The sequence below is a fragment of the Roseateles rivi genome (assembly GCF_043555845.1).
GTDB lineage: Bacteria > Pseudomonadota > Gammaproteobacteria > Burkholderiales > Burkholderiaceae_C > Roseateles > Roseateles rivi.
Genome location: NZ_JBIGHZ010000001.1, coordinates 824,104 through 850,506 on the forward strand (window position 1 = coordinate 824,104; position 26,403 = coordinate 850,506).

At 62.9% G+C, this 26,403-nt stretch carries 23 protein-coding genes; 14 read left to right on the forward strand and 9 right to left on the reverse strand.

The features are described from left to right. Window positions 1-126: 126 nt before the first annotated feature. The 7 genes from ACG0Z6_RS03715 to ACG0Z6_RS03745 form a co-directional block, all read right to left on the reverse strand. Window positions 127-1,566: a DUF3999 family protein gene (locus tag ACG0Z6_RS03715; RefSeq protein WP_394458715.1), complete on the reverse strand. Its 1,440-nt coding sequence runs from the start codon at window positions 1,564-1,566 to the stop codon at window positions 127-129. After that, window positions 1,563-5,354 carry a DUF2339 domain-containing protein gene (locus ACG0Z6_RS03720; RefSeq protein ID WP_394458716.1) on the reverse strand — a complete coding sequence of 1,264 codons (3,792 nt, stop codon included), beginning with the start codon at window positions 5,352-5,354 and terminating at the stop codon, window positions 1,563-1,565. The genes ACG0Z6_RS03715 and ACG0Z6_RS03720 overlap by 4 nt, the downstream gene beginning before the upstream one ends. A gap of 233 nt (window positions 5,355-5,587) precedes the next feature. After that, window positions 5,588-5,722 (reverse strand): hypothetical protein, encoded by a 135-nt coding sequence (locus ACG0Z6_RS03725; RefSeq protein ID WP_394458717.1) that lies wholly within the window; start codon window positions 5,720-5,722, stop codon window positions 5,588-5,590. Continuing rightward, window positions 5,719-7,077, reverse strand: a complete 1,359-nt coding sequence (locus ACG0Z6_RS03730) for a S41 family peptidase (RefSeq protein ID WP_394458718.1) — start codon at window positions 7,075-7,077, stop codon at window positions 5,719-5,721. The genes ACG0Z6_RS03725 and ACG0Z6_RS03730 overlap by 4 nt, the downstream gene beginning before the upstream one ends. A gap of 187 nt (window positions 7,078-7,264) precedes the next feature. Continuing rightward, window positions 7,265-7,642 carry a c-type cytochrome gene (locus tag ACG0Z6_RS03735; RefSeq protein ID WP_394458719.1) on the reverse strand — a complete coding sequence of 126 codons (378 nt, stop codon included), beginning with the start codon at window positions 7,640-7,642 and terminating at the stop codon, window positions 7,265-7,267. Beyond that, window positions 7,639-9,330 carry a pyrroloquinoline quinone-dependent dehydrogenase gene (locus tag ACG0Z6_RS03740; RefSeq protein ID WP_394458720.1) on the reverse strand — a complete coding sequence of 564 codons (1,692 nt, stop codon included), beginning with the start codon at window positions 9,328-9,330 and terminating at the stop codon, window positions 7,639-7,641. Before ACG0Z6_RS03740 ends, ACG0Z6_RS03735 begins: the two co-directional genes overlap by 4 nt. Before the next feature lie 129 nt (window positions 9,331-9,459). Then, complete coding sequence (locus ACG0Z6_RS03745) at window positions 9,460-9,711, reverse strand: SlyX family protein (protein WP_394458721.1); 252 nt, start codon at window positions 9,709-9,711, stop codon at window positions 9,460-9,462. 44 nt (window positions 9,712-9,755) lie between these two features. Between ACG0Z6_RS03745 and ACG0Z6_RS03750 the strand changes: the two genes are divergently transcribed. After that, on the forward strand, window positions 9,756-10,733 hold the full coding sequence (locus ACG0Z6_RS03750) for a DUF2157 domain-containing protein (RefSeq protein WP_394458722.1): 978 nt from the start codon (window positions 9,756-9,758) through the stop codon (window positions 10,731-10,733). Next, a complete protein-coding gene (locus ACG0Z6_RS03755) occupies window positions 10,730-12,313 on the forward strand; it encodes a GDYXXLXY domain-containing protein (RefSeq protein ID WP_394458723.1) in 1,584 nt (527 codons plus the stop codon). The genes ACG0Z6_RS03750 and ACG0Z6_RS03755 overlap by 4 nt, the downstream gene beginning before the upstream one ends. Window positions 12,314-12,330: 17 nt before the next feature. Here ACG0Z6_RS03755 and ACG0Z6_RS03760 read toward each other — a convergent pair whose 3' ends face one another. Both ACG0Z6_RS03760 and ACG0Z6_RS03765 read right to left on the reverse strand, forming a co-directional pair. Next, entirely contained in the window at window positions 12,331-13,920 is a 1,590-nt protein-coding gene (locus ACG0Z6_RS03760) for a DUF4178 domain-containing protein (protein ID WP_394458724.1), read from the reverse strand. Between the two features lie 9 nt (window positions 13,921-13,929). After that, the gene (locus ACG0Z6_RS03765) at window positions 13,930-14,958 is read right to left on the reverse strand and encodes an SPFH domain-containing protein (RefSeq protein WP_394458725.1); all 1,029 of its coding nucleotides are present in this window, start codon (window positions 14,956-14,958) and stop codon (window positions 13,930-13,932) included. A 177-nt stretch (window positions 14,959-15,135) separates the two neighbouring features. Between ACG0Z6_RS03765 and ACG0Z6_RS03770 the strand changes: the two genes are divergently transcribed. The 12 genes from ACG0Z6_RS03770 (at window position 15,136) to clpB (ending at window position 26,402) form a co-directional block, all read left to right on the forward strand. Beyond that, complete coding sequence (locus ACG0Z6_RS03770) at window positions 15,136-15,633, forward strand: molybdenum cofactor biosynthesis protein MoaE (RefSeq protein ID WP_394458726.1); 498 nt, start codon at window positions 15,136-15,138, stop codon at window positions 15,631-15,633. Further along, the gene (crcB, locus tag ACG0Z6_RS03775) at window positions 15,630-16,013 is read left to right on the forward strand and encodes a fluoride efflux transporter CrcB (protein WP_394458727.1); all 384 of its coding nucleotides are present in this window, start codon (window positions 15,630-15,632) and stop codon (window positions 16,011-16,013) included. Before ACG0Z6_RS03770 ends, crcB begins: the two co-directional genes overlap by 4 nt. A gap of 289 nt (window positions 16,014-16,302) precedes the next feature. Further along, complete coding sequence (locus ACG0Z6_RS03780) at window positions 16,303-16,683, forward strand: hypothetical protein (protein ID WP_394458728.1); 381 nt, start codon at window positions 16,303-16,305, stop codon at window positions 16,681-16,683. A 79-nt stretch (window positions 16,684-16,762) separates the two neighbouring features. Continuing rightward, a complete protein-coding gene (locus ACG0Z6_RS03785) occupies window positions 16,763-17,050 on the forward strand; it encodes a DUF2695 domain-containing protein (RefSeq protein ID WP_394457956.1) in 288 nt (95 codons plus the stop codon). Window positions 17,051-17,156: 106 nt separating this feature from the next. Beyond that, entirely contained in the window at window positions 17,157-17,423 is a 267-nt protein-coding gene (locus ACG0Z6_RS03790) for a hypothetical protein (RefSeq protein ID WP_394458729.1), read from the forward strand. Window positions 17,424-17,564: 141 nt separating this feature from the next. Continuing rightward, window positions 17,565-18,341, forward strand: a complete 777-nt coding sequence (locus tag ACG0Z6_RS03795) for a type 1 glutamine amidotransferase domain-containing protein (RefSeq protein ID WP_394458730.1) — start codon at window positions 17,565-17,567, stop codon at window positions 18,339-18,341. Between the two features lie 154 nt (window positions 18,342-18,495). Continuing rightward, complete coding sequence (locus tag ACG0Z6_RS03800; protein ID WP_394458731.1) at window positions 18,496-19,206, forward strand: SDR family NAD(P)-dependent oxidoreductase; 711 nt, start codon at window positions 18,496-18,498, stop codon at window positions 19,204-19,206. A gap of 307 nt (window positions 19,207-19,513) precedes the next feature. Then, window positions 19,514-20,563, forward strand: a complete 1,050-nt coding sequence (locus ACG0Z6_RS03805) for a DUF4062 domain-containing protein (RefSeq protein WP_394458732.1) — start codon at window positions 19,514-19,516, stop codon at window positions 20,561-20,563. Between the two features lie 329 nt (window positions 20,564-20,892). After that, window positions 20,893-21,843: a 5'-nucleotidase gene (locus ACG0Z6_RS03810; RefSeq protein ID WP_394458733.1), complete on the forward strand. Its 951-nt coding sequence runs from the start codon at window positions 20,893-20,895 to the stop codon at window positions 21,841-21,843. Window positions 21,844-21,874: 31 nt separating this feature from the next. Continuing rightward, the gene (locus ACG0Z6_RS03815) at window positions 21,875-22,207 is read left to right on the forward strand and encodes a YHYH domain-containing protein (protein WP_394458734.1); all 333 of its coding nucleotides are present in this window, start codon (window positions 21,875-21,877) and stop codon (window positions 22,205-22,207) included. A gap of 423 nt (window positions 22,208-22,630) precedes the next feature. Continuing rightward, window positions 22,631-23,545, forward strand: a complete 915-nt coding sequence (locus ACG0Z6_RS03820) for a hypothetical protein (RefSeq protein ID WP_394458735.1) — start codon at window positions 22,631-22,633, stop codon at window positions 23,543-23,545. Between the two features lie 253 nt (window positions 23,546-23,798). Then, window positions 23,799-26,402: an ATP-dependent chaperone ClpB gene (clpB, locus tag ACG0Z6_RS03825; protein ID WP_394458736.1), complete on the forward strand. Its 2,604-nt coding sequence runs from the start codon at window positions 23,799-23,801 to the stop codon at window positions 26,400-26,402. The last annotated feature ends 1 nt before the right edge of the window (window position 26,403 follow it).

The following is a 26,403-nucleotide window of genomic DNA, read 5'->3' on the forward strand; positions in this document are numbered from 1 at the left end:
ACTACAGGCCCAACACGGCCCGCCGATGAGACCGTCCAATCAAACCCGGTGCGGCGCCACGATGGCGCTGAAGCGACCAGCGTAGAGCCATGGAGTCTGGTCAGGTTGATCGGGGCTATTTGGGGCTTAGCTCTGGGGCTGAACCTTTTTCAGTAGGCTGGCCGCCATGGCGCCCAGTAGCAGCAGTCCGCCGATCAGCGCGGCCCACAGCCAGGGGGTGTGGTTGCTTGTGGCCGAGGGCGGGGCTGCGGCGCTGGGCGCTGCGGCGGGCGCGGGTGGCGTGGTGCTGGGCAGGGTCAGGCTGCCTTGGCCGGTGGCTTGGGCGGTGCCCAGGGGCATGAGCTCCGTCAGGGGCAGGGCGCTGCCCTGGGCTTGGGGTTGGCCCCAGCTCAGCATGGCTTGGTCGGGGTTGCGGGCGAGCACGATGATTTCGCGGCCACGGCTGCCGACGCTGAGTTGGGGTGGGCTGCTGCCCCATTCCTGGATGCTGTGGCGGGCCTCCAGGCGCAGGCGCTGGTAGCTGTTGCCATCGACGGGCAGGTCGGGGTTGAGGCGCTCGGGTTGGCCGGGCAGGCTGAGCCGGTAGAGGGTGCTGCTCAGCAGCACCTGCCGCAGCACGCTGTGGCTGGAGGCGGCCGCAGTGGGGGTGGGCTCACGGTGGCGGCTGAAGAGGCGGTGGCGGTGTGGTTGGGCCGCTGCGCTTGGTGCTTGCTCGGTTTCGCCCAGGAGGGTGACGGTGGCCACGGTGTTGGGGTCGCTCAGGCTCAGGCGCACGGCGTCCAGCGGCAGGTGGGCGGGCAGGGTCCAGGTGCAGGCGGCGGCTTCGCAGCGCGCGGGGCCCAGGGTCTGCCATTGCAGCGGGGGTGGGCTGGGCAGCAGGGTTTCGTAGGCCTGGATGTCGGCCTTGCGCAAGCTGGGGGCAGGGCCATCGCCCAGCCAGCGCAGGCGCAGATAGCGTGCGCGCAGGCCGCCGAGGTCCACTTCGTTTTGCTGCAATTGCTGGCCCTGATGGGTGAGCTGAACCACATCGGCCTGGGGCAAGACCAGCTGCCATTGGCGCAGGTCCTCGCTGGCTTCCAGGCTGAAGCTGTACAGGCCTTGATCTTGTGGCGCCAGCGTCAGCACCAGGCTCAGCAGATTGCCTTTGGCCGCATGGGTGTCGATGATCCAGTCGCTGCGGGCCGGGGCGCTGGCTTGGGCTTGACGCCAGGCCAGACTGCCGTCGGGGCGCACGTTGAGCTGCATGGTGGCGTCGGTGCTGGCGCCGGAGCGTGGCGCAGCCGTGAGCGGGAACAGCGGTGCGTTGTGGCGGCGTATGGCGGGGGCAGGGGCGTCGGTGGCGTCTGCCCAGGCCCAGGGCAGGGGTGCGCCTTGGGCGCTGTGCAGGCGCAGGTCTGACAACGCCATGTCCTTGGCCAAGGGGTAGAGCGCCGCTGGCAGGGTGACGCGGTAATAGGGCCCGGTGCCGCTCAACTGCAGCGGCGTGCTACCGGGACCGGCCAGTGCTGCCGCGCTGGCCAGGGCGACAAGTGCGGGCGCCCAGGCCCGGCAGGAGGCGATGTTCATGGAGTTTGAGCGGCGCTTTGTTTGCTGGGCACAGGGGCGAAGTAGCCCACCAAGAGGAGCAGCACGCCCACGCCCATGAAGGAAATGATGCGGTAGAGGCTGCCGTGGTCGGCCAGCTCCACAAAGAAGAGCTTGAGCACCACCACCGCCAGCAGCACTGCACCGGCCACCCAGGCCGGGCGGGACCCGCGTTTGTTGCCCAGCACCATGACCAACACGCCGCACAGCGTCCAGGTCAGGGACAGCGCGGCCTGCGCCAGGGTGGAGGCCATGAGCTCGCTCAGGCGCCAGTCAATGCCTGCCAGGTGGTGGCAGGCGCGCAGCACCGCGCCCGTCAACAGGGCCAGCGCGGTGCTGCCCCACAGCACGCTGGCCACCAGCCCTTGCAGGCGCAGGCGGCTGCTCTGCGGCAGGCCGCGCTGCCACAGCAGCAAGGCCATCAGCACCAGGCCATGGGCCAACTCCAGCGGGTTGAGCAGCGGCAGGTAGGGCAGCGGAGCGGCATCGCCTGAACTCGATGCATTGGACAGCCACAGCCATGCCAGGCTCCACAGTGCCAGCGGCAGTGCGCCCACATGCACATAGGCGCGGCGCTGGGCCGACAGCGGCCAGCGGGCTTGCAAGGCCGGGTGGCTCAGGCCCCACAGCACCAGCGCCACCACTGCCACGCTGCCCAGCACCGGCCACACCGTGTCGCTCACGGGCCCAAGGGGGTCCGGCATGCTCCAGAGGCTGAGTCGGCTGCTGACTTCGGTCGCGGCCAGGGCCGTGAACAGCCACAACCCCAGGGTGTGCCAAGTGCTGACCCAGCGCTGCCCGGGCCAGCTGTCGGGGCGGGTTTTGAGGTTGACGAGGTGCCAGCCCAAAGCCAGAGGCCAAACCAACCAGCCCAGGTTGGCTGAGGGCAACCAGCGGAGGGCCTCAAAGGACGGGATGTAGAGGGTGCAACTGAGAGCGGCGAGCAAGGCCAAGCCAGGCAACACCGCCAGCGTGCTGGCCCCCATTTCTGGCCATTGGCGGCGCCGGGCGACCCATTGCATCAAAACAGCGCTCAGCAGCAATGAGGCGATCCAGGCACTGAATATCCAGCCCCGATGGTGCTCGGTTTGCATCAAGGCCGTATTGACTTCCGGCAGCCAGGCATAGCCCCACCACAGCAGGGCACCGCACAGCCCGACCCAGCGCAGCACGGGCATGTCGCACCAAGCCAGGGGCTGCAGCATATGGCTGCTGCCATCGGCCAGCTCGCGTTGGCGTCGGCGGCCCATGTCGTGCAGCAAGCTCAGGCTGGAGAAGGCCACCACCGCCTGCACCAAGGTGGCGAGAAACTGCGTCGACTGGAAGGCAGGCCCGACGCGCCAGTCCGGCTGGCCGTCAAGGCTCAAGTACAAGCCCACCAGGCCCGCACAGACCTGCACCGTGGCGCTGAGCACCACCAGCGGGCTCAACACACCGTGCGCACCTGCCCACAGCGTGGCCAGGGCCATCAGCGGCCAGACCCAGGCCACCGTGGGCCATGGGGCCACGAACAAGACGGTCAGGTGCAACAGGGCTGCCCCACACACCAGGCCCAGCAGCTGCGAGAGCTGCCACTGCGGTGGCAGGCCCTGGGTCTTGGCTTCCAGCCAGGTGGGCCGCGCGGCCAGCCAAGCGGTGCCAATCAGACTCAGGGCGATGAAGACGCCGCTGCTCAGGGCTTGCCAGCCCTCGGCCAACACCGCGCTGCCATCGGCAGAGGGCTGCACCGCTGCCAACAAACCCAGCACGGCCACACCTTGCAAGGCCAGCAGGGCCGGGCGCAGCGGCGCATAAGACCAACGCTGCGCGGCGGCATACAGGCCCAAGGCCAAGGCTGCCGACCCCGATGCAGCCCAGATGGGCGGCAAGGCCAGCCAGGGCAGCAGGTTGAGTGCTCCCACCACCACCCAAGGCAGCAGCGCCAGGCCCTGGGCTTCGAGCAGGATTTGCAGGCTCTGGGGCTGGGCGCTGGTGGTTTGTGGCGCCTGGTTGTGGCGTGCAGCCATCCACAGCACTGCGGCACAGCTGCCCGCCAGCAGCAGCGGCCCCAAGTAAGAGCCCTGCAGCCAGGGCGCACCAGGCTGCATGTCCAGCGTGATCTCCCCCAGCAGCTTCCAGCTGGCGCCGCCCAGCACAATCAGCGCAAACAAGCGCGCATATGGGCGTTGCTGACGCAGACCCAGCCAGAACATGCCCGCCGCTTCCGCGGCCCAGGCCGCACCCGTCCAGCGACCTTCCAGACCCAGGGGAATGGACAAGGTGCCAAACAACACGGCCACGATCACATAGGCTTCGGCCAACAGCATCAGCCCAGCCTGGCGCTGCGCCAGGGCCAGGCGGGCCAACAGCAGGTGAAAGAGGCCAAAGCCCACGGCAGCCAGGGCCGGGCCCAGGGGCATTTCACGCACCAGCAGGTATTGCAGCGCAAAGGCCGACAGCGGCGCGCCAAACACCAAAGCGGAATCGACCCGACCCACACGCACCAAAGCCTGGCCCGCGCGCTGCACGAGCGAGGCGGTGGCGTCCACGCCGCCGTCCAGCAAAGAGCGGCGAGCAAACATCAGGCCCATGCCCGAGAACAGCATGCCAAACAAAATCAGGAAGGACTGGGTGACCAGGTAGTGCTCCGGCGTATAGCGGGCACGCCCCCAACCTCCGGCCAGCGCCAAGGTGCCCGTCAGGGCGATCAGGTGCAGCGGCCGCCAGGCCTTGAACCAGGCCATGCCAGCAACACCCAGGTTCAGCAGCGTGAGGTAGCTGAACAGGCCCACGGGGCTGGTGGAACCGCTGGACACCAGCACGGGCGCAGCAAAACCCTCCAGCGCCGCCACCAGGGCTAAAGCCTGGGCGTTTTGCAGCACCGCCAGCACGCCGCTGAGCAGCGTCACACCCACCAGGAATGCCAAACCCATGCCGGGCTCGATGAGCGTGTGCAGCTTCATGGCCGCCAGCGTGGTGAGGTAGAAGACCCCGATGCCAGCGCCTTGCAGGACCAGCGCGTAGGACTGACGCCGTTCACGCAGCCACCAGCCCAGGGCCAGCAGCGCCGCGCCGACGAGGGCCACACTGGCGTAGCGCAGCGGCACAGGCACGCTGACGCGCTCGGCCGTGTAGCGCAGCAAAAAGGCCAGCCCCAAAAACAGCAGCAGCACACCCACTTTGACCAAGGTGTTGCCACCCACGATGAACTCGCGCACCGGCTCGGGCAGGCGCTCCATCAAGCTGGGCGCGGGGGCCGGTGCAGGTACGGGGGGAAGACGCACCGGCACGAATGGAGGCGGCACTTCTTTCATCGGTGCAGGTGCCTGTACTGGCACTGCCGTGCTGGCCAGGGGCGCAACGACAGGGCGGGGCGTCGGCGTCGGCGTTGGAGTCGGGGTCGGGGTCGCCGTCGCCGTCGCCGTCGCCGTCGCCGTCGCCGTGGTTGGCGGTATCGCCTGCTGTGGCGCTACCACCAGGGCTTGTGCGATGGGGCTCTCAGCGGTCGAGGGCTGCGGCGCTGGCTTGGCAGCGACCGCCGTCCCCTCAGTCTTGGCTGCTGCCGCTGAGGGCGGCAAGCGGCTCTCAAGGGTCGTTACACGCTGTGTGAGTTGCACCAACTGCTGGCGCAGCCAGATCACATCGTTGCTCAAACCGGCCGTTGTGCCACTGTCTTGCGCCGCCGCCTGGCGCCGCATCACCACGCCTCGCACCCACCAGCTGCCCAGCCCCAGGGCCAGGGCTGCGCCAAGCTCGGGCGCAATCAAAGTGCCCAGGATCAAGGCACTCAAAGCCGCTATCCATTTCAACCCAACCACCATCACCTCCCGTGTTGCGGCGCCTGTGTTTGGACTGCTTGATGGCGCACGCCTGAAGGGGCAGGAGTATCTCTGTGCCCTGTCGGGAGCGGGTCGCTGGGATCGGGGGGAGTGTGCCTGTGGTGCTGCCCCTCTCTTGGGGGGAGGGGGCAGACCGACCGGCCTGTGCTAGGCCGTCTACCGACGTTCTTGCAACCCCATGGCAGTCAGCCGTGCAATTTGGGGTCCCAGGAGATCCCACCATGCCTTCCCCCTGCACCGCCCGCCTGCAAGCCCGCATCAACACCGACCTGCACGGCCTGCTCAAGCGCGCCGCCGAGCTGCCAGGCCAAGTCGCTCATCGATGGGCGGCTGGGGCTGGGTCGGCGCGGTGCTGAGGCTGTGTCCGCCATTCACGGGCCGTGCGCAGGGCGGCGTTGAGGATGGGGTCTTCACCCGAGACCAGGGATTGGGGTGTGGGGGCGGCGGGGATGTGGGGCGTGAAGCCCGAACCAACGAATTCTTCGCCGGTGGCTGCTTGGTCCCATTTGGACACCAGCAGCAGTCTGCCGCCGCCGGGCAGTGCGGTGCGGACCATTTCGCCGGTGCTGCCTGCCGTCGGTTGGCCCACTTGAACAGCGCCGATCAGCAACGCCAGGCTGAGAAAGTCTTCGGCGGCTGAGATGGTGGCGTGGTCGGTCAGCACCAGCAGGCGCCCAGGAATGTGCTCGGCCTTGGGCTCAATCGTCATGCGTGGCAGTTCAGACAGGCGGGTGTGGATGGGGTCGGGTGCGGTGCTTTCAGGGGCCGCACTTTCGGGCGGGACGGCGCGTGACCGTCCCTCCAGTACCGGACGGGTGAGTAAGTGCGAAAGCATTGCATAGCCCACGGCGGAGTTGCCGCCAGAGTTTTGCCTGATATCGACGATGAGCGCTTGCGCGCCTTGCAGCGCTTGGAGGTGTTTGGCGAAGGCTTGGTAGACCGTCATGTCATTGAAGTCGCGGGCGGCGAAATAGGCCACGCGCCCCTCGTCGTAGACGCGAAAGTCGGTGCGCACGCTGACCCAAGGCTCGAGTAGGCGCAGCGAGGTGCCATCGGGCCAAGCCTCTGCGCGTTGATAGCGGGCTGTGCGCGTCTCGCCGCTGGGGGTTTGGTATTCGATGCTGACCCAGCTGCCGCTTTGGCCTTCAAAAGCCATGGAGGTGGCGATGTCCAGCCTATGATGCTCCGTGGAGGCAGATACCTGGGCCAGCTTTTCGGCGACCACGGATTGCACCGACCGGCCGTCGATGCTCAGTACGCGGCTGCCCAAGGGTGTGGCTGCGATCAAATCACTGCGCACCCAGGTGATCACGGGCACGCCGCCCACCCGCTCAATGCCGACGCTGGGCTTGGCGCGTTGGTAGGCCGCACCGCGCGGCGCCAGCACAAAGGTGTGTCCGTCGTTCAGGGTGGCCGTCAGCTGCTGCAGACGGGCGTAGTAGCGCGCGGTGTCTTCTGTTGCCAGCACGTCGGCCTTTGCGGCCTCCAGCTTTTGCTTGAAGGCAGGCAGTCGCTCCCGAAAGGGGAAGCTCTTCAAGGCCTGGCGCCAGATGAGCTCAAGGCCTTCCTGGCGCTCTTGCACGGTCAGCGCAGGCTCGGCGTGGGCGGGGGGCAGGATTGTGCACAGGGCCAGTGTGAGGCTGATGGCCAGCGTTGGAAAAGAAATCCAGGGCATGGGAGCGTTGTCAGGGGGTGTTGAGGCGGATGCGTGCTGAGCACCCAAAGCGGCAAGCACTTCCCGTCGATTAGACCCTTGGCCTGTGCGCGGCCACGATGCCGTGGCGCCTCATGTGGCTGTATTTGGTGGCGCGGCACAGGCCCAGTGCGTGGGCGATGGCACAGAGCCGCGCGCCCCCCAGACCTCAAGGCGGCAGCGTGGAGAGGTGCTGCAAGTAGGCCACCAGCTCCCAGATTTCGTCGGGGCTGAAGGCGTTGCCCCAGGGCGGCATGATGTCGGCGCCGCGGCGGCCTTGGCTGATGACGCTGAAGGCTTCGGCGGGTGCAAAGTCATTGCGCCCGCGAAAGGCCGGTGCCTTGCCGCCGCGGCCTTCGCTGCCGTGGCAGTAGGCGGCACAGGTGGCGCCAAAGCGCAGCTTGCCGGCGTTGATGCGCTGCGGGTCTTGCAGCGGGAAGGGGGGCTTGGGCGGCGCGGCTTCCTGGCCCTGCGCGCTCAGGCCTGTGGCCAGCAGCAGCAGGCCCAGGCCCACGCCCAGGTTCAGGGCCGTGGCGCGGCGCTTCATGGCGCTGAGTCCAGGCTGAAGACGATGAGGGCTGCGCCGCCGGGCAGCTCGCGAATTTTCGGGAACACGCCGCTGAGAAAGCCCACGGCGTGCGAGCCCAGGCCGGTGGGGATGGCGATGTATTGCTTGCCCCCCACGGCGTAGCTGATGGGCCCGCCGCGCGAGCCTGAACCGGCGTTGAACTTCCACAGCTCGCGGCCGTTGTCGGCGTCGTAGGCGTAGAGCCGGCCTTCCATATCGCCGGTGAAGACCAGGCCGCCTGCGGTGGTCAGCACCGAGGCCAGTGCGGGCAGCTCGTAGCGCACGCGCCAGATGGAGCGCCCAGTGATGGGGTCCATGGCGCCAAACCAGCCATCGGCCTTTTTGCCCGGAGGGTCCAGCAGGGTGATTTCGCTCAGGCCCAGCGAGAGACCGGCCAAGGGCGTGGGCCCTTGTTTGGCGCTGGTCACGGTGTTGCACACCTCCATGCCGTGGCTGTACCAGTAGCCCGTTTTCGGGTTGTAGGCGCCGTGGTTCCAGCTGCGCGCGCCCAGCAGGTTGGGGCAGTGCAGTTTTTGTTGGCCTTCCTCGGGGTAGACGGGGTCGATGGGCAGGCCTGTTTTGAGGTCGACGCCGCGCGCCCAGTTGAGGTTTTCGGCGTACTGCCAGGCGTTGAGCAAGCTGCCTTTGTCTTTGTCCATGACGTAGACAAAGCCGTTTTTGTTGAGGTGCACGATGACGTTGCGGCCCCGGCCATCGGGCACCACCAGGGCCTCGTAGGCGGCGTCAAAGTCCCAGCTGTCGTTGGGCACTTCCTGGCGGTGCCATTTGACTTTGCCGGTCTTGGGCTCCAGCGCCAGCAGCGTGGCGGTGTAGAGGTTGTCGCCGCGGCGCTCGCTGCGGTCAAAGTCTGGCGCGGCATTGCTGGTGCCGATGTAGATGGTGTCGGTGGCCGGGTCGTAGGTGCCGGGCAGCCAGGCCGAGCCGCCGCCGCTCTCGCGGCTCTTGCCCGGCCAGCTCTTGGGGTCGTCCCTGGGGATTTCAAAAGTCCAGGCGCGCTCGCCGGTGTCGGCACGCACGGCAAAAATCTTGCCGATGATGGGCTGGTCGCCGCCGGTGGTGCCGCCAAACAAAATGTCCCCCGCCAGCTGCGGGGGCGAGGAAAACAGCGCGCCGCGGTCTTTCACTTTTTCGGTCAGCTGGGTGTCCCACAGCGGCTTGCCGGTTTTTTGGTCCAGGGCCACGATGCGCCCGTCCAGCGTGCCCAAAAACACTTTGCCGCGCCCCACGGTGACGCCGCGGCTGGCCGAGCCATAGAACACCTCGCGCACGATGGGGTCGAGCTTGGGCGTGTAGCGCCACAGCACCGCGCCGCTGGCGGCATCCAGCGCGAAGACGTTGTTGTCCGGGCCCACGGTGTACATCACGCCGTCCACCACGATGGGCGTGGCCTGCAGCCCATGCGTGATGGAGCCGGGCTGGTGCACCCATGCCACGCGCAGGCGCTGCACATTGCTTTTGTTGATTTGCTGCAGCGGGCTGAAGCGCCAGGCGTTGTGGCTGCGGTGGTATTGCGGCCAGTCGTTGGGCTGGGCCCAGCCGGGGCCGTCGTTGGCAGCCGCAGCCGCGACGCTCAGGCTGGCCAGTGCGGCCAAGCACCAGGCTTGGAGACGCCGTCGGGCGCGGCGGTGGCGTGATTGGGGGCTCATGGCGTGCTCCTCGATAGGCGCCGCAGCGTGCATGCGGTGCCAGCCCAGGCTACAGCGCCAACCCCTGGCCGTGCGGCAACCGTCACCCGGGGGCGCGACATTGCCCCCCTCAGTCAGGGGCCCCTGGGGTCAGTAGTGTGGTGGCAGTTCGTCGCGCAGGCTGCGCGTGGCGGGCCCACCGTCGCTGGCGCTTTGCTGCTTGAGCTCGCGCAGCTGCGCGGCCAGAAACTCAATTTGCTGCTGCTGGCGCACCACGGTTTGGTTGAGGTGGTCCACCAAGTCTTCGGCAAAGCTGGCTTTGATCTCCAGCTCGGTGATGCGCGCTTCCAGGCGCTGCAGCTCGGGTGTGGGGTTGGATTGCATGAGGGTATTGGAGCCCATCCTCAGGACGCCTGGGCGGCACAGGCACTTCTAAGATGGCTTGCATGAACACAAGACTGCAAATTTTGACGCTGGCGCAGCGCCACGGGCTCGATGCCGCGGCCCTGGCGCGGCTGCAGCAGCTGGCGGGGGTGCATGAGGCGCCGTCACAGTTCGGGCCTTGGCTGGGGCGCTTGGCTGCGCTGCTGGGCGCGGCCCTGGGCGGGCTGGGCCTGGTGATGTGGGTGGCGGCCAACTGGGCTGAGCTGGGGCGCCTGCCGCGCTTTGCTTTGCTGCAAGGCCTCATCGTGGCGCTGTGCCTGGGGGCCATTGCGCGGCCCGCGGCGCGCCCACCGCTGACGCTGCTGGCCTTTGTGGCCCTTGGCGCCTTGCTGGCCTACTTCGGCCAGACCTATCAGACGGGGGCTGACGCCTGGCAGCTGTTTGCGCTGTGGGCGCTGCTGGGCCTGCCGCTGGTGCTGGGCTTGCGCTCGGATTTGCTGTGGACGCCCTGGGCGCTGGTGGCCATGTTGGCCATTGCCTTGTGGACCTACACCCACGCGGCCCCGCGCTGGGGTCACCATGTGGGCGATGTCTCGGTGCACCTGCTGGGCTTTGGCGCCATGTTGGCGCTGGGTGCGGCTCTGGCCCTGCCGCTGCGGCGCCATGCGGGGGCGGGCCTGTGGTCGCTGCGCCTGGTGGCCTTGTTGAGCATGCTCAGCGTGGTCTCCATAGCGCTGGGCGCACTGTTTCAAACACCTGTGGGGCCCCAGTACGGCCTGGGCGTGCTGGTGTTGGCCACGGCCGCCGCGGGGCCGCTGCTGCGCCGCGCGCTGGCGGATGTGTTTGTGCTCAGCACCGTGGCCGGTGGGCTCAACATTCTGTTGGTGGTCGGCTTGGGGCGTTGGGTCTTGAGCGGCGCCAGCGGCACCCTGGAGCGGCTGTTGGGGCTGGGCGTGATGGCGCTGCTCAGCCTGGGGCTGATGGCCGCTTCGGTGCGTTTGATTCTTCAGCATGGGCGCCCCCAGGCGCAACACCCATGAAGCCCGCGCCTGCCTGGTTCAACACCGCCGTGGCTGAAGGGCTGCTGCCCCCCGAGGCGACGCTGGCCGACGCCCCCCGTGCGCAGCAGCAGCGACCCTGGCCGCTGCTGCTGCTGATGGCCGTGGGCGCCTGGGTCGTGACGCTGCTGCTCCTGCTCATGGTCTTTGTAGCCCTGGGGGATGTCAGCCGAGACCCCCCGATTTCCTACGCCTTGGGTGGCCTGGCGCTGGTCGCAGCCCTAGGGGTGCTGCGCCAGCCGACCATGCCCATGTTTTGGGAACAGCTGGCTTTGTCCCTGCTCGGGGTGGGCATGGCTTTGCTGGGGTTTGGCTTGGCCCACCATGGGGATAGAGACCTCGCGCTGGCGGTGCTGGCCCTCATGTGCCTGCTCTTGGCGCTGTACTTGCCGCGCGCCTGGCTGCAAACGCTGTTGGGCGCGGCAGCGGCTGCATTGCTGGCGGTGTTGACGCCTCACCCCACGCCATTGCTGCTCTTGTGGCTGCTGGCCTGGGGCTGCTTGCAGGGCTGGGGACCGGCTTGGCCGGCGCTGCGCTGGGCCGCAGTGTTGAGCCATTTCGCTGCGGGCTGGGCCATGGTGCTGCTGTTGCAGCTGTGCGTCTGGGCCGGCCCGAGTTTTTTGCTCGGCGATGCGGTGGGCGACGGCGGTGTGCCTGCCGTGCTGCACGCATGCGCCGACGGCCGGGCTCCGGGGTGCTTGGCTCCAGCCTTGTCGGTGGGCGCGGCCCTTTTGGGCTTGGGCCTGCTGGCGTGGAGCTGGACGGCTGCGCGCAGTGCCAGCTTGCTAGGCCCCGCACTGGCGCTGCTGGTGTTGGCCGGGGTGCTGCCCACTTTGGGGGCGGCCCTGCTGGTGCTGTGCTTGGCCGCACTCAGCCACAGCTGGCGCCAGGCGGTGGCCGCGGGCGTGGCCTGCGCCTGGATGGTGGGCAGCTTCTACTACCAGCTGGAATGGCCTCTGGCGCACAAAGCCCAGCTCCTGGTGGTGTTGGGTGCGCTGCTGGCCCTGCGGGCCTGGTGGGCCAGCCGCAGGGCAGGGGTGGCAGCCACCCCGCCCGCGACGGGGGCCCAGCCTGCGCGCTGGCTGCTGGGGGGCGGTCTGCTGCTGGTGCTGGTGGTGGTCAACGCGGCCATCTGGCAGAAGCAGTCCCTGATACGCCATGGCCAGCCGGTCTATGTACACCTGGCCCCGGTGGACCCGCGCTCGCTCATGCAGGGCGACTACATGCAGCTGAACTTCGCCCTGCCCAGCGAGTTGGCACAGCAGCGCCTGCTGCAGCCATGGGGCCAGCGCCTGCGCCTGGCGGCGCGCTTGAATGCGCAGGGCGTGGTCACCGAGCTGCGCCTGCCGCAGGGCGCCACGGGCTTGGCCGAGGGCGAAATCTGGCTTGAACTCACGCCCAAAGATGGGCGCTGGGTGCTGGTCACTGATGCCTGGTTTTTTGCCGAAGGCCAGGCCCAGGCTTTTGAAGCCGCACGCTTTGGGGAGTTCCGCGTGCTGCCCGATGGCCGCGCCCTCTTGGTGGGCATGGCCGACGCCGAGCTCATTCCCATACGCCCATGAAAACCTTGAGCCCGGCCTTACTTGTGCCCACCGCCGCCGCTGCCCCAGCCGCCGTAGCTGCCGCCGCGGTAGGCGCTGCTTTGGCCGCCGTTGCGCTCGCACTGGAGGGCCTCGGCACTGTCGGCCCCAAAGGTGCGGCGGGTGTCTTCGCAGTCGTCGCTGCTGCAGCCCTTGAAGAGCAGCACGATCATGACGGCCAGTAAGCCAAACCACAGCAAGCCCTTGATCCATTCGGCCGTGCTGTAGGGGTTTTGCGTGCTGCCCACATCGCTGGGCATGAGGCGCTGGGGCAGGTCTTGCAAATCAAAGGCGGTGCGCACTTCGGCGCTGCTGAGGCGCCGACCGTGGCTCCATACCACCTCTTTCCCGCTGAGCTCGCGCGTGAGCAGCTCGGTGCGTGAGGCCGCGCTGTAGAGGTAGTCGCTCACCAGCACGCGCTCGTCGCGCTGCACACGCCAATAGAACTCGCCCACCACATAGGTGGTCATGGCGGTGTAGGTCCAGCGCTTGCTGAAGCGCTTGTTCTCGTACTCGAGGTTGGCCGGGTCGCCCTTGGCGGGCGAACCGGTGATGGGGCGCACCAGGCTCCAGCCGTCTTCGGCATCCACCAAAAAGGCAAAACCCTGCTCGCGGTGGTAGAGCAGGTACTCGCCCCAGAAGCTTTGCTCGTCGTCCTCGTCCTCGGGCAGGTTGCAGCGCTCCATATAGCCGACGATCTGCCAGGGCAGGGGCGTGCCGCCGTGCACGGCCAGCTGCCCGGTCGTGCCCAGCGCCATGCGCAGCGGCTGGGCACAGGCTTCTTGCTGATGGGTGCGCAGCGCGCTGGCCATGCCGCTGGCGTCGCGCGCGAGCTGCACCACGGCGTGGCACTGCCCACAGCTGATGCTCAGGCTGGTGGCGAGCTTGGGCTCCAGGCTCGCGCCGCAGCTGGGGCAGCTCAGGGACTGCGAGCCCAGCTGCGCCTGGCTGCTCTCACGCAGGCCTTGCAGGGCCAGGCTGGCCAGCGCCACCTCGCGGCCCACGCTCAGGCTGGGGGCAGGGCTGGCGGCGCTGAGGCTGGCCACTTCGCCCTGCGCATTGCGCAGCTCCACCAGGGTGAAGGCTTGGGTGGGCGCGGGGGCGGGCAGCTCGCCCTGGCTGGCCACCACGGTGGCTTGCACCACGGCGCTGACCTGCCACGGCGTGCCCAGGAGCGTGCAGCTTTGGTCCAGGCTCAGGCGCCGTGGGTCGGGCAGTGCGCTGCTGCCGGGGCTGTCAAAGCTCAGCACAAAGCGGCCGTTGTCCTCGGCCAGCCAGGCGCTTTTGCCGCTGTCAAACAGCGCGTGCCATTCGTTCCAGCTGGCCTCGCTCTGGCGCAGCTGCACACGCCCCACCAGGGTGAAGGCCTGGCCTTGGTGGCGGCCCGTCACGCCCAGTTGCAGGGGCGAGTAGTCCTCGAAGAGTTCGGCGCTTTGGCCGATGCGCGACAGCGCCTGCCCGTCGCGCAGCAATGTGGCACGGCAATAGCTGCAGGTGGCGCTGGTGGAGGCGGCCGAGGCAAAAGCCACGGGCGCGCCACAGTTGGGGCAGGCCGCCTCCCAGCGGCGCTGCACAGAGGTGTTGCTCAAGATGCCTGATCAGCCCAGTTTTTTGAGCAGCTCGGCTTTTTTCGCGCTGAACTCTTCTTCTGTGAGGATGCCCTTGGCCTTGAGCTCACCGAGCTTTTCCAGCAGCGCCATGACCTCGTCGGCCTGCGCGGCAGCAGCAGCGGGTGCGGCCGCTGCAGTGGGGTTGAGCCCCTGCTGCAGCTGCTGCGCCAGCATCTGGCCCATGGCCACACCGGCGCCCAGGCCCATGGCGTCGCCCGCCACGCCGCCGCCTTGGCCCGCGGCCTCAGCGAGCTTGGGCAGGGCCTGTGCGGTTTGGTACTGCATGAACTGCTGCATGTTCTGGCCGATCATGCCCATGCCGATTTTTTGGTCCAGCACCTTTTGCAGCTCGTCCGGCAGCGAGACGTTTTGCAGCGTCACGGCTTCGAGCTTGAGGCCGTAGCGCGCAAAGTCGGCGCTGGTGGCGTTTTGCAGCTGCTGGGCAAACTCGATCTGGTTGGCCGCCAGGTCCAGGAAGGGAATGCCGCTTTGCGCCACGGCGTCGCTGATGTGCTGCAGGATCAAGCCGCGCAGCTGGCCGTCGAGGTCTTCCACCGTGTAGCGCTCGCGCGTGCCCGAGATCTCGGTGTGAAAGGCCTTGGGGTCGGTGATGCGGTAGGCGTAGTTGCCAAAGGCGCGCAGGCGCACCGCGCCAAAGTCCTTGTCGCGGATGGTCACGGGCTGGGGCGTGCCCCAGCGCTGGTCGATTTGCTGGCGCGTGCTGAAGAAATACACATCGCTCTTGAAGGGGGACTCAAACAGCTTGTCCCAGTTCTTCAAATAGGTCAGCACCGGCAGGGTCTGGGTGGTGAGCTTGTAGGTGCCGGGGCCAAACACATCGGCCACCTTGCCCTCGTTGACGAACACCGCCATCTGCGACTCGCGCACCACCAGTTGCGCCCCGTACTGGATTTCGAAATCCTGCATGGGGTGGCGCCAGGCCAGCGTGCCATTGCCGTCCTCGGTCCACTGCAGGATGTCTATGAACTGTTTCTTGATGAAGTCCATCAGTGCCATGGCGTGTGCTCGTCAAAAGTGGCGCGGTCAAGTCTCAACCGCAGGGGCAGTATCGCTGAGCCACCCGGGTCAGGCGGACGCCCTAAATGGGGTGGTTTGCTCTGTTGCAGGTGTGTGGGTTCATCCTGTTTTTACGAAGTGCAGGGCGCCTGGCAGGCGGTGCCACAATCCGGCGCCATGACTGCCGCCCGCGTTCGCATCCAGACCCAAGACTTCGACCTCAAGCTGGAAACCCAGGCCCTGCACGCCCAAGACGGCGGCGTGGGCGCGGTGGCGAGCTTTCTGGGCACCGTGCGCGGCGGGCCGCACGATGTGCAGCTGCTGGAGCTGGAGCACTACCCCGGCATGACCGAGGCCGCCATCGAGGCCATGATCGACGCCGCCCATGCGCGCTTTGACATCCTCGGTGCGCGCGTGGTGCACCGCGTGGGGCCGCTGCGCCCCACCGACAACATCGTGCTGGTGCTGGTGAGCAGCCGCCACCGCCATGCGGCTTTTCAAGCCTGCGAGTTCCTCATGGACTACCTCAAAACCCAAGCCCCATTCTGGAAGAAAGAGCACGGCCCAGAGGGCGCGCGCTGGGTGGACGCCCGCGAGGCCGACGACGCCGCGCTGCGCCGCTGGGGCTTGGCATCTGACAACGCCCGTGTGGGCCAGCCCGCGCCCCAGGCATGAATGCCGCCACGCTGCTGCAAGCCAGCGCCGTGGCCGCTGGCGCCGCCGCGGGCGCGCTGGCACGCTGGGGCCTGGGCCGTGCGCTCAACCCGCTGTGGGCCGGCTTCCCGCTGGGCACGCTGGCCGTGAATGTGCTGGGCGGCTTTTTGATCGGCCTGGCCTTGCCTTGGCTCGAAGGCCGCAGCGAGCTGCTGCGCCTGCTCCTGGTCACCGGCGTTTTGGGCGGCTTCACCACCTTCAGCGCGTTCTCGGCGGAATCACTGGCGCTGCTGCAGCGTGGTCACTACGGCCTGGCCTTGGGGCATACCGCGCTGCACGTGCTGGGCGCGCTGGCATCAGCCGCGCTGGGCTTGCGGCTGATGCAGCTTGGGCTGGACTGAGCCCGCCCGCCACCAGCGCCCCAAACTCTTGGTGCATGGGCAGCTACGCGATGGCAATCCCCCTGGAATTGATGGAACATGCGGCGCTCCTGCGCGCTGGCCGGAACCAAGGTGGATGTAACAAACTGCCGGATTTGCAGGCAAATTTAGTACTGTATGAACGCGCAAAAAATCCAGGTAAAACGTTTTGAATCAATCACTTAAGCGCACGCCAGCGCCCGAAGTTATGCAGCACGCGCCGACGTTAGGGCGCAGTGCCTGTCTCCCTATATCACGTTAAAGCGCATCAATGCCGCAGCTGCATCCCCACTTGATTGGCTTTTTGGAAGGGCTCTGCGCCGCTTCGGTCACTAGATATCCGGAGTACGGGATGTACCTTCGTGGACCGACATACGGCGAAGAAGCGCCGCAGCCAACAAAGTCGGAGAGCGCGAACTCAGAAGCGCTGAAAAGCTTCTTCGTCTGCGCGCTGTCGAACACGTCTGCGTCGCGACCGCAAGAGGCGACCTATGTGGTCGAGCGCTTTCTCGAACTCATTCAACGGTTTCACCCCGATGCGGCGCTTCATTGCGAGATACCGGAGACGCGCGGATGGTTCGATGGGCTAGACGTGTGGCTAACGGCGCCAACCGGTGTGACTCATTTCTTCCTAGATTGGTCGGTGAGCTGATGCGCTTTAACCTTCCATTGGAGCGGACCGCCTGCGGCGTCCGCTCACTTTCACGTTGGGCGGCAAGGAGCGAAAGCTGATGGACGCAAGTGACCGAGATCGAAAGAAGGCCTGGAAGCTGCAACAGCGGAAGCTTGCGCAGGACGCGTTTCCAATCTCCGATGCGCTGCTGGAGTCGCTGTTCAAGGCTGTGGATGCTCAAGTTGAGAACTCGGGCTGCGACCACACATTGCGATTCACTCAGTCATGGATTGCAGAACACAAGCAACCGGAGGCGGAAATTCTTGCTTGGTTACGCGAGCACGGTGGGTTTTGCGACTGCGAAGTTCTCTCAAACTCCGCAGATAACTGGGAGCAGAACCGATGATCGATTGCCGCCCAACCCATCATTCCACCGGACCTGCGCGAAAAGCCGCGCAGGCCGGTGAATTCAAACGTTAGAGCGCCAAGTCCCAATTGCGAGTGCGACCGCCATGCCGAACAAGGAACTCGATGAACTGCAGGAAATTGCGCGTGTTGAAACGCGCAAGGCCTTGTCTTTGTACGACCCGGTCCCGAGCGAGTGGGCCAAAGCATTGACACTCGGAACGCTATTCGAAGGCGATGATCGAGTGTTTGAGCTGTACGTACCTGGCGAGCGCCCAGCTGACGCGATCGTCATTGCTTCGGCGCGAGTGAATCGCAAAACAAGGCACGTTGTTGTCACCGTCACCAACCTCAATCGAAAAGCGAATGCGTAGTCGGCGCCCTAACCACTCGCTCAACCGGACCCGCAACGGCATTCCACCTTCGGGCCTCATTTCATTCTGGCCCTGCGGCGTCCTGCCGTCGCAGGCCGGTTAGCTTCAACGTTAAGCCAAAGTAAAAACAATGGAGTGAATATGAAGCATTTAATTAAACTGCTTGGAATTATTCTAATTAGCTTTGTTCTGCCAGCTGCCGCAAGTGAAGCCAAAAGAATTCTAATTATTGCTTCAAATCTCGAGGATATGGGTGATCTTGAAAAGCATGATGCCAGAAATAATCTGTGGGAATACGCACCTCCGTATCATATTTTCATTTCTCATGGTTACGCTGTTGATTTTGCTTCTCCTGTCGGAGGTGTAGTGCCGTTCTCGATGGACCCTATTGGTATTAGCAGTTACACAATAAAATACGAAGGATTTCTTGATCGAGCTAATAGTTCACTGAATCCGAATCAAGTTAACTCAAAGGACTATGCTGCTGTCTTTATAGGTGGGGGCTACGGGACATTATTCGATGTGGCTTCGAATCAAAAGCTCCTTGATATTATGGCGAAAATTTATGAAAGCGGTGGGGTTATAGGGAGTTGTGGCCACGGAGCGGGGGCTTTTGCTAATGTTAAACTTAAAAATGGCAACTTTTTGGTTCAAGGAAAGCGAGTTGCTGGATTTCCAAATTCTACAGAAAGGGAGAAAGATTGGGCTAAGCAGGGCACACTGCTGCCATTTTTCATTGAAGATCAACTTCGGAAAAATGGCGCTTTAATAATAAATAAGGACAATATTGCCGATAAACGTGATGTAATTATTGATGATCGGATTGTCTCAACGATGTTCCTGCCATCAGCTGCATTGGTGGCAAAAGAAATGCTTATTTTGCTAGAAAAAAGCGGAAAATCCAATAAATCAAAATAAGCAAAAAAGATTAACAAGTCGTTGCAGCACCAGTCGCTTCGCTCCTTGGACGGTTTTAAGTCGCTTTTTTTTTGGCTCGCTGCGCTCACTTCATCACAAAAAATCAACTTTAAACCCGCCGCTGAACTCGGCGTTAGGCCACGGAAACACATTCATGCGAATCGCAATCGTCACTGGCGGCTCCAAAGGTCTCGGGAGTGCGCTATGCACGCAGCTGAGCAATCAAGGTTTTTTGGTCATCGAGTTCTCCCGTAGTGCGCCACACGCCTATTCATTCCACCTCGATCTGGCACAACCTGAAGCAGCAAGGAAATCGACGCAACTTTCGCTTCAGTCGATTGATCCGAAAAAATGCAACGAGCTACTTTTGATCAACAACGCTGGGACGCTCACGCCCATCGGCCCGATATGGCAGAAGTCACCGGTGGATGTCGTCGCAAATCTGAATACTAACTTCACAGCTGCGATCTTGGTTATCTCGGAAGTGATGCGTCATTTCCGAGATGCACCATGTCGAAAGTTGATTGTCAACGTCACCTCAGGAGCGGCAATCAAGGGCTACGCAGGTTGGTCTTTGTACTGTGCGGCAAAGGCCGCAATGGAGGGCTTTGTCAGGGCTCTGGCCGCAGAAGAGCAGCATCAAGATCAGCCCTTCGTCTGCGTCTCGATCGATCCGGGGGTCATCGATACGGAGATGCAGGCACTAATCAGAGCAACTTCTGTTGCTGATTTTCCGGACGTTGAACGGTTTACTAAGCGAAAGCAAGACGGAGGCTTATCAAGCCCGGAGTCTGTCGCCGCGGCAATCATCAAGCTCATGGCGCTGGACCTCAAGGCAGGCGGCCGGTATGACGCCGAGGCCTAACGGATAAGGCTAGGTCGTGCGAAGCCGCGACCTGAGCCGTTTGTTGGACAAGCCCGGTGAGACTGAGATGAGGGTATTGCCGCTGTAGATTGATCCAAGCCTGGATCGGCGGCTGGCGTTCTTGGCGAGGTCGATGCCCACAGTCAGAATGGCCATAATTTCCCCTTTCGAGTCAGTTGATGAGATACCGTACCTCCCATCGTGATACTCAGTTGCCGTTTGCCGCAATGTGACTCGCCCGGGACGGGGAAGTCCCTTTCATTCGTTAGGCCTCATCCGCGCATAAGCAATATTACGAAAACAGACCATGGAAAAGCGATACCAAGTCTTTGTCAGCTCGACATTCTCCGATTTGCAAACTGAACGCCAAGAGGTGATTCAGGCTTTACTGGAGTTGGAGTGCATCCCCGCAGGGATGGAAATGTTCCCCGCAGCGGATGAGGATCAATGGACTCTAATCAAGAAGGTCATTGACGATTGTGATTACTACATGGTCATCTTGGCGGGACGCTATGGCTCTATTGGGCCGGATGGACTTAGCTATACGGAAATGGAGTACCGCTACGCACTCGAGTCTGGGAAGCCAATCTTGGGTTTTGTTCATAAAACACCTGGAGAATTGGCGGCCAATCGATCTGAAACCACAGAGGCCGGAAAGCAAAAGCTAGAGGCATTTCGGGAATTGGTTCAAAAGAAGATGTGCAGGTTTTGGGAAACCCCCGCAGATCTCGGAAGCCAAGTTAGCCGCAGCTTAGTCAAGCTGATCAAAACCAGCCCTGGCATCGGGTGGGTGCGAGGCGATCTTGTCCCGGATGAAAGTGCAACGGAAGAAATCCTCAACTTAAAGCGTCAAGTCGAGGAGTTGCAAGCAGCACTGCAAGCATCTCAAACCACAGGACCAGAAGGCACATCAACCCTTGCGCAAGGAGAAGATAGCTATGAGGCTGGTTTTTCTTTTGTCGCTTCTCGTGATGAATGGACTCACCATGGCACCAGGTTCGAGTCAAAAATTAGCATTTCATGGAAAACCATTTTTGGAGCCCTCTCGCCACACATGATCGACGAGTGCAGCGAGGCGAACTTGGCGCGGGCGACAAATGATCTGATCGCTGCATTAGCCCCTCAACAACTACAAAACGAAAAGAACCTGAAAGGGTTGAATCTTCTAAACTTCAAGATAATGAGCGGCGATTTTCAAACCATCAAAATCCAATTGCGAGCCCTTGGCCTCATCACCAAGAGCACGAAGAGTAGAAGCGTTAAGGATACAGCCACCTACTGGACCCTAACTCCATATGGGGACAACGTCATGACCCGACTCAGAGCCATCAAGAAGCCAGCTCCCCCAACTGAATAGCAGGAGGTCAACTGAGGCCTAACGGATAAGGCTAGGTCGCGCGAAGCCGCGACCTGAGCCGTTTGTTGGACAAGCCCGGTGAGACTGAGATGAGGGTATTGCCGCTGTAGATTGATCCGAGCCTGAATCGGCGGCTGGCGTTCTTGGCGAGGTCGATGCCCAAAGTAAGAATGACCAAACCCCCTTATCCAGGAGCCGGTTTAATCACCTTCGGGGTGGCGGGTTTTTTCAACGCGGTTTATCTGCCGCAAGCCACCCTGGGCTGCTTGGCGGCGCCGTGCGGCGGCAGATAAACGCTTACTGTTCGGCTTCACTGGAAAAATCACACTATGCCCTACGATCTTGAAAAACGCCTTGTTATTGGTGTCGCTTCCAGCGCAATTTTTGATCTCTCTGAATCGGACGCTGTTTTTAAGCGCGAGGGCGAGGAGCAATACCGGAAGTACCAGGAAAATAATCTAAACAACATCCTGCCAAAAGGTGTTGCCTTCTCGTTTATTAAGCGACTTCTTTCATTTAATGATCTAAGTGCAGATCCTGTCGGCGATCCATTGGTAGAGGTCGTTCTACTTTCAAAAAATGACCCTGATACTGGGCTAAGAGTTATGAAGTCAATTCAGCATTATGGTCTTGGTATGACGCGCGCGATCTTCATGCAAGGCAATTCACCTTATGAGTACATCCCCGCGCTCAATATCTCGCTCTTCCTGTCCGGTAGCAAATCAGACGTGGAGGCTGCCATCCGAAAGCAGTTCCCCGCAGGGCATGTAATGACTTCGTCCGTCGTGGACGACGACGGTGACGAAGGTCTTCGAATTGCGTTTGACTTTGATGGCGTACTGGCAGATGACGAGTCGGAGACTGTTATGCAAACAACGAGAGACCTTGATGAGTTCCATGCGCATGAGGTCCGAAACGTACTCCAACCTCACAATCCCGGGCCACTGAAACAGTTTCTTGTTCAGATATCAGCGATTCAGTCGGCTGAAGAGCGGAAAAAGCGAAACGACCCAGAATATAAGAACCGGCTGAGAGTTTCTATCGTCACCGCGCGAAACGCTCCTTCTCATGAGCGGGCACTAAACACTTTGAAGAGTTGGGGTGTTATGGCGAATGATGGCTTCTTTCTCGGTGGTATCGAGAAAGGCAAGGTGCTCGGTGTTTTGCGGCCTCACATATTTTTCGACGACCAGTCTGGTCATCTCGAGTCTGCGGCGAAGGTGGTTCCGTCGGTCCATATCCCATTTGGCATCACTAACATCAAGGCCGCTGGTGGGTGACGTATAACCAACTTTCAATGAATGTTCAAGTGTGTCCAAAATCCCGGTGCAAAATTTACATAATATTTCTATGCTCATATTGAAAATTTCACTAGCCACGTTGCTGGTGGCTGCTAGCATAAATGCTTTCGCACATGGAGGTGGGGTTAATGCTGAAGGCTGCCATACAAACAAGAAAACAGGTGATTATCACTGCCATGGTGGTAAATCAAAATCAGAAGATTTAAGTGCTGGTCAAAAAATGCAACCCAAAAACTCGTCTCCGTCGGCGTCAAATTCACTTCCTCCTGGCTGTTATGTGGGGCCGCGAGGCGGTACTTACACACTCACCAAGAGTGGTCGAAAGAATTATGGTGGTTGCTAATTTTGCGAGCCTAAAACCTTGTCTTGTGTGCGGCCCGGCCTTTCAGTAAGCCTGGCCGCCCATAACTTGGACTTGGGTTCCCTCCATGTTTTCGGCATTCCGGCGGCGGGTTAATTCCAACTGCGATGGCTTCCCAGCCCGTCGGGCCAAACCAATCCCTGATGGCCCGCAATGCGGGCCATTTCTTCATTGGCTTCCCCTTCAAAACCTGCCGCAGTGGCAGGGGTGGGAGGGAGCAGGTCACGTTGGCAAGCTCGAGACTTCGATCAGAATGGGGCCGTCGACCCGGATCAATCAGCCCGGTTTCGCGATGAAGAATCAATCCTCCTCACCATTCAACCGTCACTGCGCAGCACCCGGAAATCGGGCTATTGCCCAGCGTCGTTAGGCATCTGAGAACTTAGCAGAGCTACTATTCACCGTATGGCAATCAAAGTTACGCCGCATCTCGTTCAGCTCGTATACGAGGCCGCGCTCAAATCATTTTGGCGAAAGGAATCTCTTCGTAAATTTCTGCGGCAATCGCATGTCGCGGAATCACACCTGTCCACTTGGGCAGCAGAAGAGAGCAAGCGAGACTTCCTGGACAGGACTTTTGCTTCTTTGCAGCGGTCGGACAAAGGCAAAGCTGTCATTGGTGAAATGGCACTATTTCTGGCAGAGCAAACCACTTTTCCAGATCTTCGCAACTGGGAAGACTCCGCCACCAAGATCCAAGATGCTTTCAAAGCTGTTGCCGAGTTAAAGGCACTTATTGCGCGTCAAACCGAGGAAGTTCGGTCAGAGCGAGAGCGTGAAGCAGCGAAGGCTAAGGCCCGAGAAGAGCGCGATGCCGTTCGGAGGGAACAGACGAGCCTTTCAGATCTAATGCGCCGGCTCAATGAGCTTGCGCCACAGATGGGCACTGCGCCGGGCGGGTATGCCTTTCAAGATTGGTTCTATGACTTCCTCACATTCGCGGAAGTCGAGCATCGCCGCCCGTACAACACGGGTGGCAGGCAAATCGACGGCTCAGTCACAGTTGACGGAACCACCTACCTCGTCGAATTGAAGTTCACAGCAGATCAAGCCGGAGGGCCCGACATTGACGTATTTCGCGGCAAAGTCGAAAGCAAAGCCGATAACACAATGGGTATATTTTTGTCCATGGCCGGCTACTCTTCGGTTGCTCTGAAAGAGGCGTCTGGCAAGAAGAGCACGTTGCTACTGCTCGATGCCTCCCACATGTATCTCATCCTCACAGGTGGCATGCAATACCTCGATGTCGTTCGGAGAGTTCGTCGCCATGCCTCCCAAACAGGTGAGGCTTATCTTCCCGTTTCATCATTCGGTGGCTGAAATGGAGTTGGCCTGCTAGATGGCACCTTCGCGCAGCGGCCTAACGGATAAGGCTAGGTCGTGCGAAGCCGCGACCTGAGCCGTTTGTTGGACAAGCCCGGTAAGACTCATATGAGGGAGTTGCCGCTGTAGATGAACCCAAGTCGCCTCCCCCTCTGGCAGGCGCACCCGTTGATGATGTTTATTGGCATCTTCCTCTTGAAAGCTTGGCGCTTGGCCCTAAGTCAGAGGGTGTCTAGGAAGGACCCATGCCATGCGACTCGACAAATTGACCACCCGTTTCCAAGAAGCCCTGGCCGATGCGCAAAGCTTGGCCGTGACGCGCTCCAACCCGTATATCGAGCCCGCTCATGTGTTGCTGGCCATGCTGGCGCAGCCCGAGGGGCCGCGGGCCTTGTTGGAGCGTGCTGGTGTGCAGGTGGGGCCGCTCAAAACCGCGCTGGAAACCGCGGTGAACAATCAGCCGCAGGTGCAGGGCGAGGGCCAGCAGGTGCAGGCCGGGCGCGAGCTGGTGAGCCTGCTGCAGGGCGCCGAGAAGGAGGCCGCCAAGCAGGGTGACCACTTCATTGCCAGCGAGATGTTTTTGCTGGCGCTGTGCGACGCCAAGTCCGACCTGGCCGGTGTGGCGCGCGGCTTTGGTCTCACGCGCAAGGCGCTGGAGGCGGCCGTGCAGGCCGTGCGCGGCGGGCAAAAGGTGGACTCGCAAGAAGCCGAGGGCAACCGCGAGGCCCTCAAGAAGTACACGCTGGACCTCACCGAGCGTGCGCGCCAGGGCAAGCTCGACCCGGTGATTGGGCGCGACGACGAAATCCGCCGCGCCATCCAGGTGCTGCAGCGCCGTAGCAAAAACAACCCGGTGCTGATTGGCGAGCCCGGCGTGGGCAAGACCGCCATCGTCGAAGGGTTGGCGCAGCGCATTGTGGCGGGCGAGGTGCCCGAGTCCCTCAAGCACAAGCGCGTGCTGGTGCTGGACATGGCCGGGCTGCTGGCCGGGGCCAAGTACCGGGGCGACTTTGAAGAGCGCCTGAAGTCCGTGCTGAAGGAAGTGGCGCAGGACGAGGGCCGGATCATTCTGTTCATCGACGAGCTTCACACCATGGTGGGCGCGGGCAAGGCCGAAGGCGCCATGGACGCGGGCAATATGCTCAAGCCCGCCTTGGCGCGCGGCGAGCTGCACTGCATTGGCGCCACCACGCTGGACGAGTACCGCAAGTACGTGGAGAAAGACGCCGCGCTGGAGCGCCGCTTCCAGAAAGTGCTGGTGGATGAGCCCACGGTGGAGGCCACCATTGCCATCCTGCGCGGGCTGCAGGAAAAGTACGAGGTGCACCACGGCGTGGAGATCACCGACCCGGCCATCGTGGCCGCGGCCGAACTCAGCCACCGCTACATCACCGACCGCTTTTTGCCGGACAAGGCCATTGACCTGATCGACGAGGCCGCGGCCAAGATCAAGATCGAAATCGACTCCAAGCCCGAGGTCATGGACAGGCTGGATCGCCGCATGATTCAGCTCAAGATCGAGCGCGAGGCCGTCAAGAAAGAAACCGATGAAGCCTCGCAAAAGCGCCTGGGCCTGATCGAGGAAGAGCTGCTCAAACTCCAGCGCGAGTACAACGACCTCGAAGACATCTGGACCCACGAAAAGGCCCAGGCTCAGGGCTCGGCGCAGGTCAAGGAAGACATCGACCGCATCAAGTTCCAGATCGAGGAGTGGAAGCGCAAGGGCGACTTCAACAAAGTCGCCGAGCTGCAATACGGCAAGCTGCCCGAGCTGGAGAAAAAGCTCAAAGACGCCCAGGCTCAGGAGGCCGGTGGCAGCAACAACGGCCGAGGTAACCAGCTGCTGCGCACGCAGGTGGGGGCCGAGGAAATTGCCGAAGTCGTGGCCCGCGCCACCGGCATTCCTGTCTCCAAACTGCTGCAGGGCGAGCGCGACAAGCTGCTGCGCATGGAAGCGCGCCTGCACGAGCGCGTGGTGGGCCAGGACGACGCCATCACCGCCGTGGCCGACGCCATCCGCCGCAGCCGCGCGGGCCTCTCAGACCCCAACCGCCCGCTGGGCTCCTTCCTCTTCCTGGGCCCCACGGGCGTGGGCAAAACCGAGCTGTGCAAAGCGCTGGCGGGCTTCTTGTTTGACAGCGAAGACCACATGGTGCGCATCGACATGAGCGAGTTCATGGAGAAGCACTCGGTGAGCCGCCTCATCGGTGCGCCTCCGGGCTATGTGGGCTATGAAGAGGGCGGCACGCTCACCGAGGCCGTGCGCCGCAAGCCCTACAGCGTGCTGTTGCTCGATGAGGTGGAGAAGGCCCACCCGGACGTGTTCAACGTGCTGCTGCAGGTGCTGGACGACGGCCGCCTCACCGACGGCCAGGGCCGCACCGTGGACTTCAAAAACTGCGTCATCGTCATGACCAGCAATCTGGGCTCGCAGCACATCATGGCCCTGGCCGGGCAGGACGAGGAAGTCATCCGCGAAGCCGTTTGGGCCGAAGTCAAACAACACTTCCGCCCCGAGTTCTTGAACCGCATCGACGAGACCGTGGTTTTCCACGCCCTGGGCGCGGCGCACATCAAGTCCATCGCTGGCATCCAGCTGCGCCACCTCGAAGAGCGCCTGGCCAAGCTGGACATGAAGCTCGACGTCAGCGAAGCCGCGCTGGACGAACTCGCCAAAGTCGGCTTCGACCCCGTCTTCGGTGCCCGGCCGCTCAAGCGCGCCATCCAGCAGCGCATTGAAAACCCGCTCTCCAAGCTCATCCTGCAAGGCCGCTTCGGCCCCAAAGACCTCATCCCCGTGGGCGTGGACCCCGAGGCCGAAGGCCAGTTCAGCTTTGGGCGGGTGGTGCACTGAG

Coding starts and splice junctions, on each gene's coding strand:
- ACG0Z6_RS03800 (WP_394458731.1), top strand. CDS start 18,496: ATGCGAATCGCAATCGTCACTGGCGGCTCCAAAGGTCTCGGGAGTGCG.
- ACG0Z6_RS03735 (WP_394458719.1), bottom strand. CDS start 7,642: ATGAAGCGCCGCGCCACGGCCCTGAACCTGGGCGTGGGCCTGGGCCTG.
- ACG0Z6_RS03805 (WP_394458732.1), top strand. CDS start 19,514: ATGGAAAAGCGATACCAAGTCTTTGTCAGCTCGACATTCTCCGATTTG.
- ACG0Z6_RS03810 (WP_394458733.1), top strand. CDS start 20,893: ATGCCCTACGATCTTGAAAAACGCCTTGTTATTGGTGTCGCTTCCAGC.
- ACG0Z6_RS03750 (WP_394458722.1), top strand. CDS start 9,756: ATGAACACAAGACTGCAAATTTTGACGCTGGCGCAGCGCCACGGGCTC.
- ACG0Z6_RS03765 (WP_394458725.1), bottom strand. CDS start 14,958: ATGGCACTGATGGACTTCATCAAGAAACAGTTCATAGACATCCTGCAG.
- ACG0Z6_RS03790 (WP_394458729.1), top strand. CDS start 17,157: ATGCCGAACAAGGAACTCGATGAACTGCAGGAAATTGCGCGTGTTGAA.
- ACG0Z6_RS03715 (WP_394458715.1), bottom strand. CDS start 1,566: ATGAACATCGCCTCCTGCCGGGCCTGGGCGCCCGCACTTGTCGCCCTG.
- clpB (WP_394458736.1), top strand. CDS start 23,799: ATGCGACTCGACAAATTGACCACCCGTTTCCAAGAAGCCCTGGCCGAT.
- ACG0Z6_RS03820 (WP_394458735.1), top strand. CDS start 22,631: ATGGCAATCAAAGTTACGCCGCATCTCGTTCAGCTCGTATACGAGGCC.
- ACG0Z6_RS03730 (WP_394458718.1), bottom strand. CDS start 7,077: ATGCCCTGGATTTCTTTTCCAACGCTGGCCATCAGCCTCACACTGGCC.
- ACG0Z6_RS03780 (WP_394458728.1), top strand. CDS start 16,303: ATGCCGCAGCTGCATCCCCACTTGATTGGCTTTTTGGAAGGGCTCTGC.
- crcB (WP_394458727.1), top strand. CDS start 15,630: ATGAATGCCGCCACGCTGCTGCAAGCCAGCGCCGTGGCCGCTGGCGCC.
- ACG0Z6_RS03785 (WP_394457956.1), top strand. CDS start 16,763: ATGGACGCAAGTGACCGAGATCGAAAGAAGGCCTGGAAGCTGCAACAG.
- ACG0Z6_RS03755 (WP_394458723.1), top strand. CDS start 10,730: ATGAAGCCCGCGCCTGCCTGGTTCAACACCGCCGTGGCTGAAGGGCTG.
- ACG0Z6_RS03770 (WP_394458726.1), top strand. CDS start 15,136: ATGACTGCCGCCCGCGTTCGCATCCAGACCCAAGACTTCGACCTCAAG.
- ACG0Z6_RS03740 (WP_394458720.1), bottom strand. CDS start 9,330: ATGAGCCCCCAATCACGCCACCGCCGCGCCCGACGGCGTCTCCAAGCC.
- ACG0Z6_RS03795 (WP_394458730.1), top strand. CDS start 17,565: ATGAAGCATTTAATTAAACTGCTTGGAATTATTCTAATTAGCTTTGTT.
- ACG0Z6_RS03725 (WP_394458717.1), bottom strand. CDS start 5,722: ATGAGCGACTTGGCCTGGCAGCTCGGCGGCGCGCTTGAGCAGGCCGTG.
- ACG0Z6_RS03745 (WP_394458721.1), bottom strand. CDS start 9,711: ATGGGCTCCAATACCCTCATGCAATCCAACCCCACACCCGAGCTGCAG.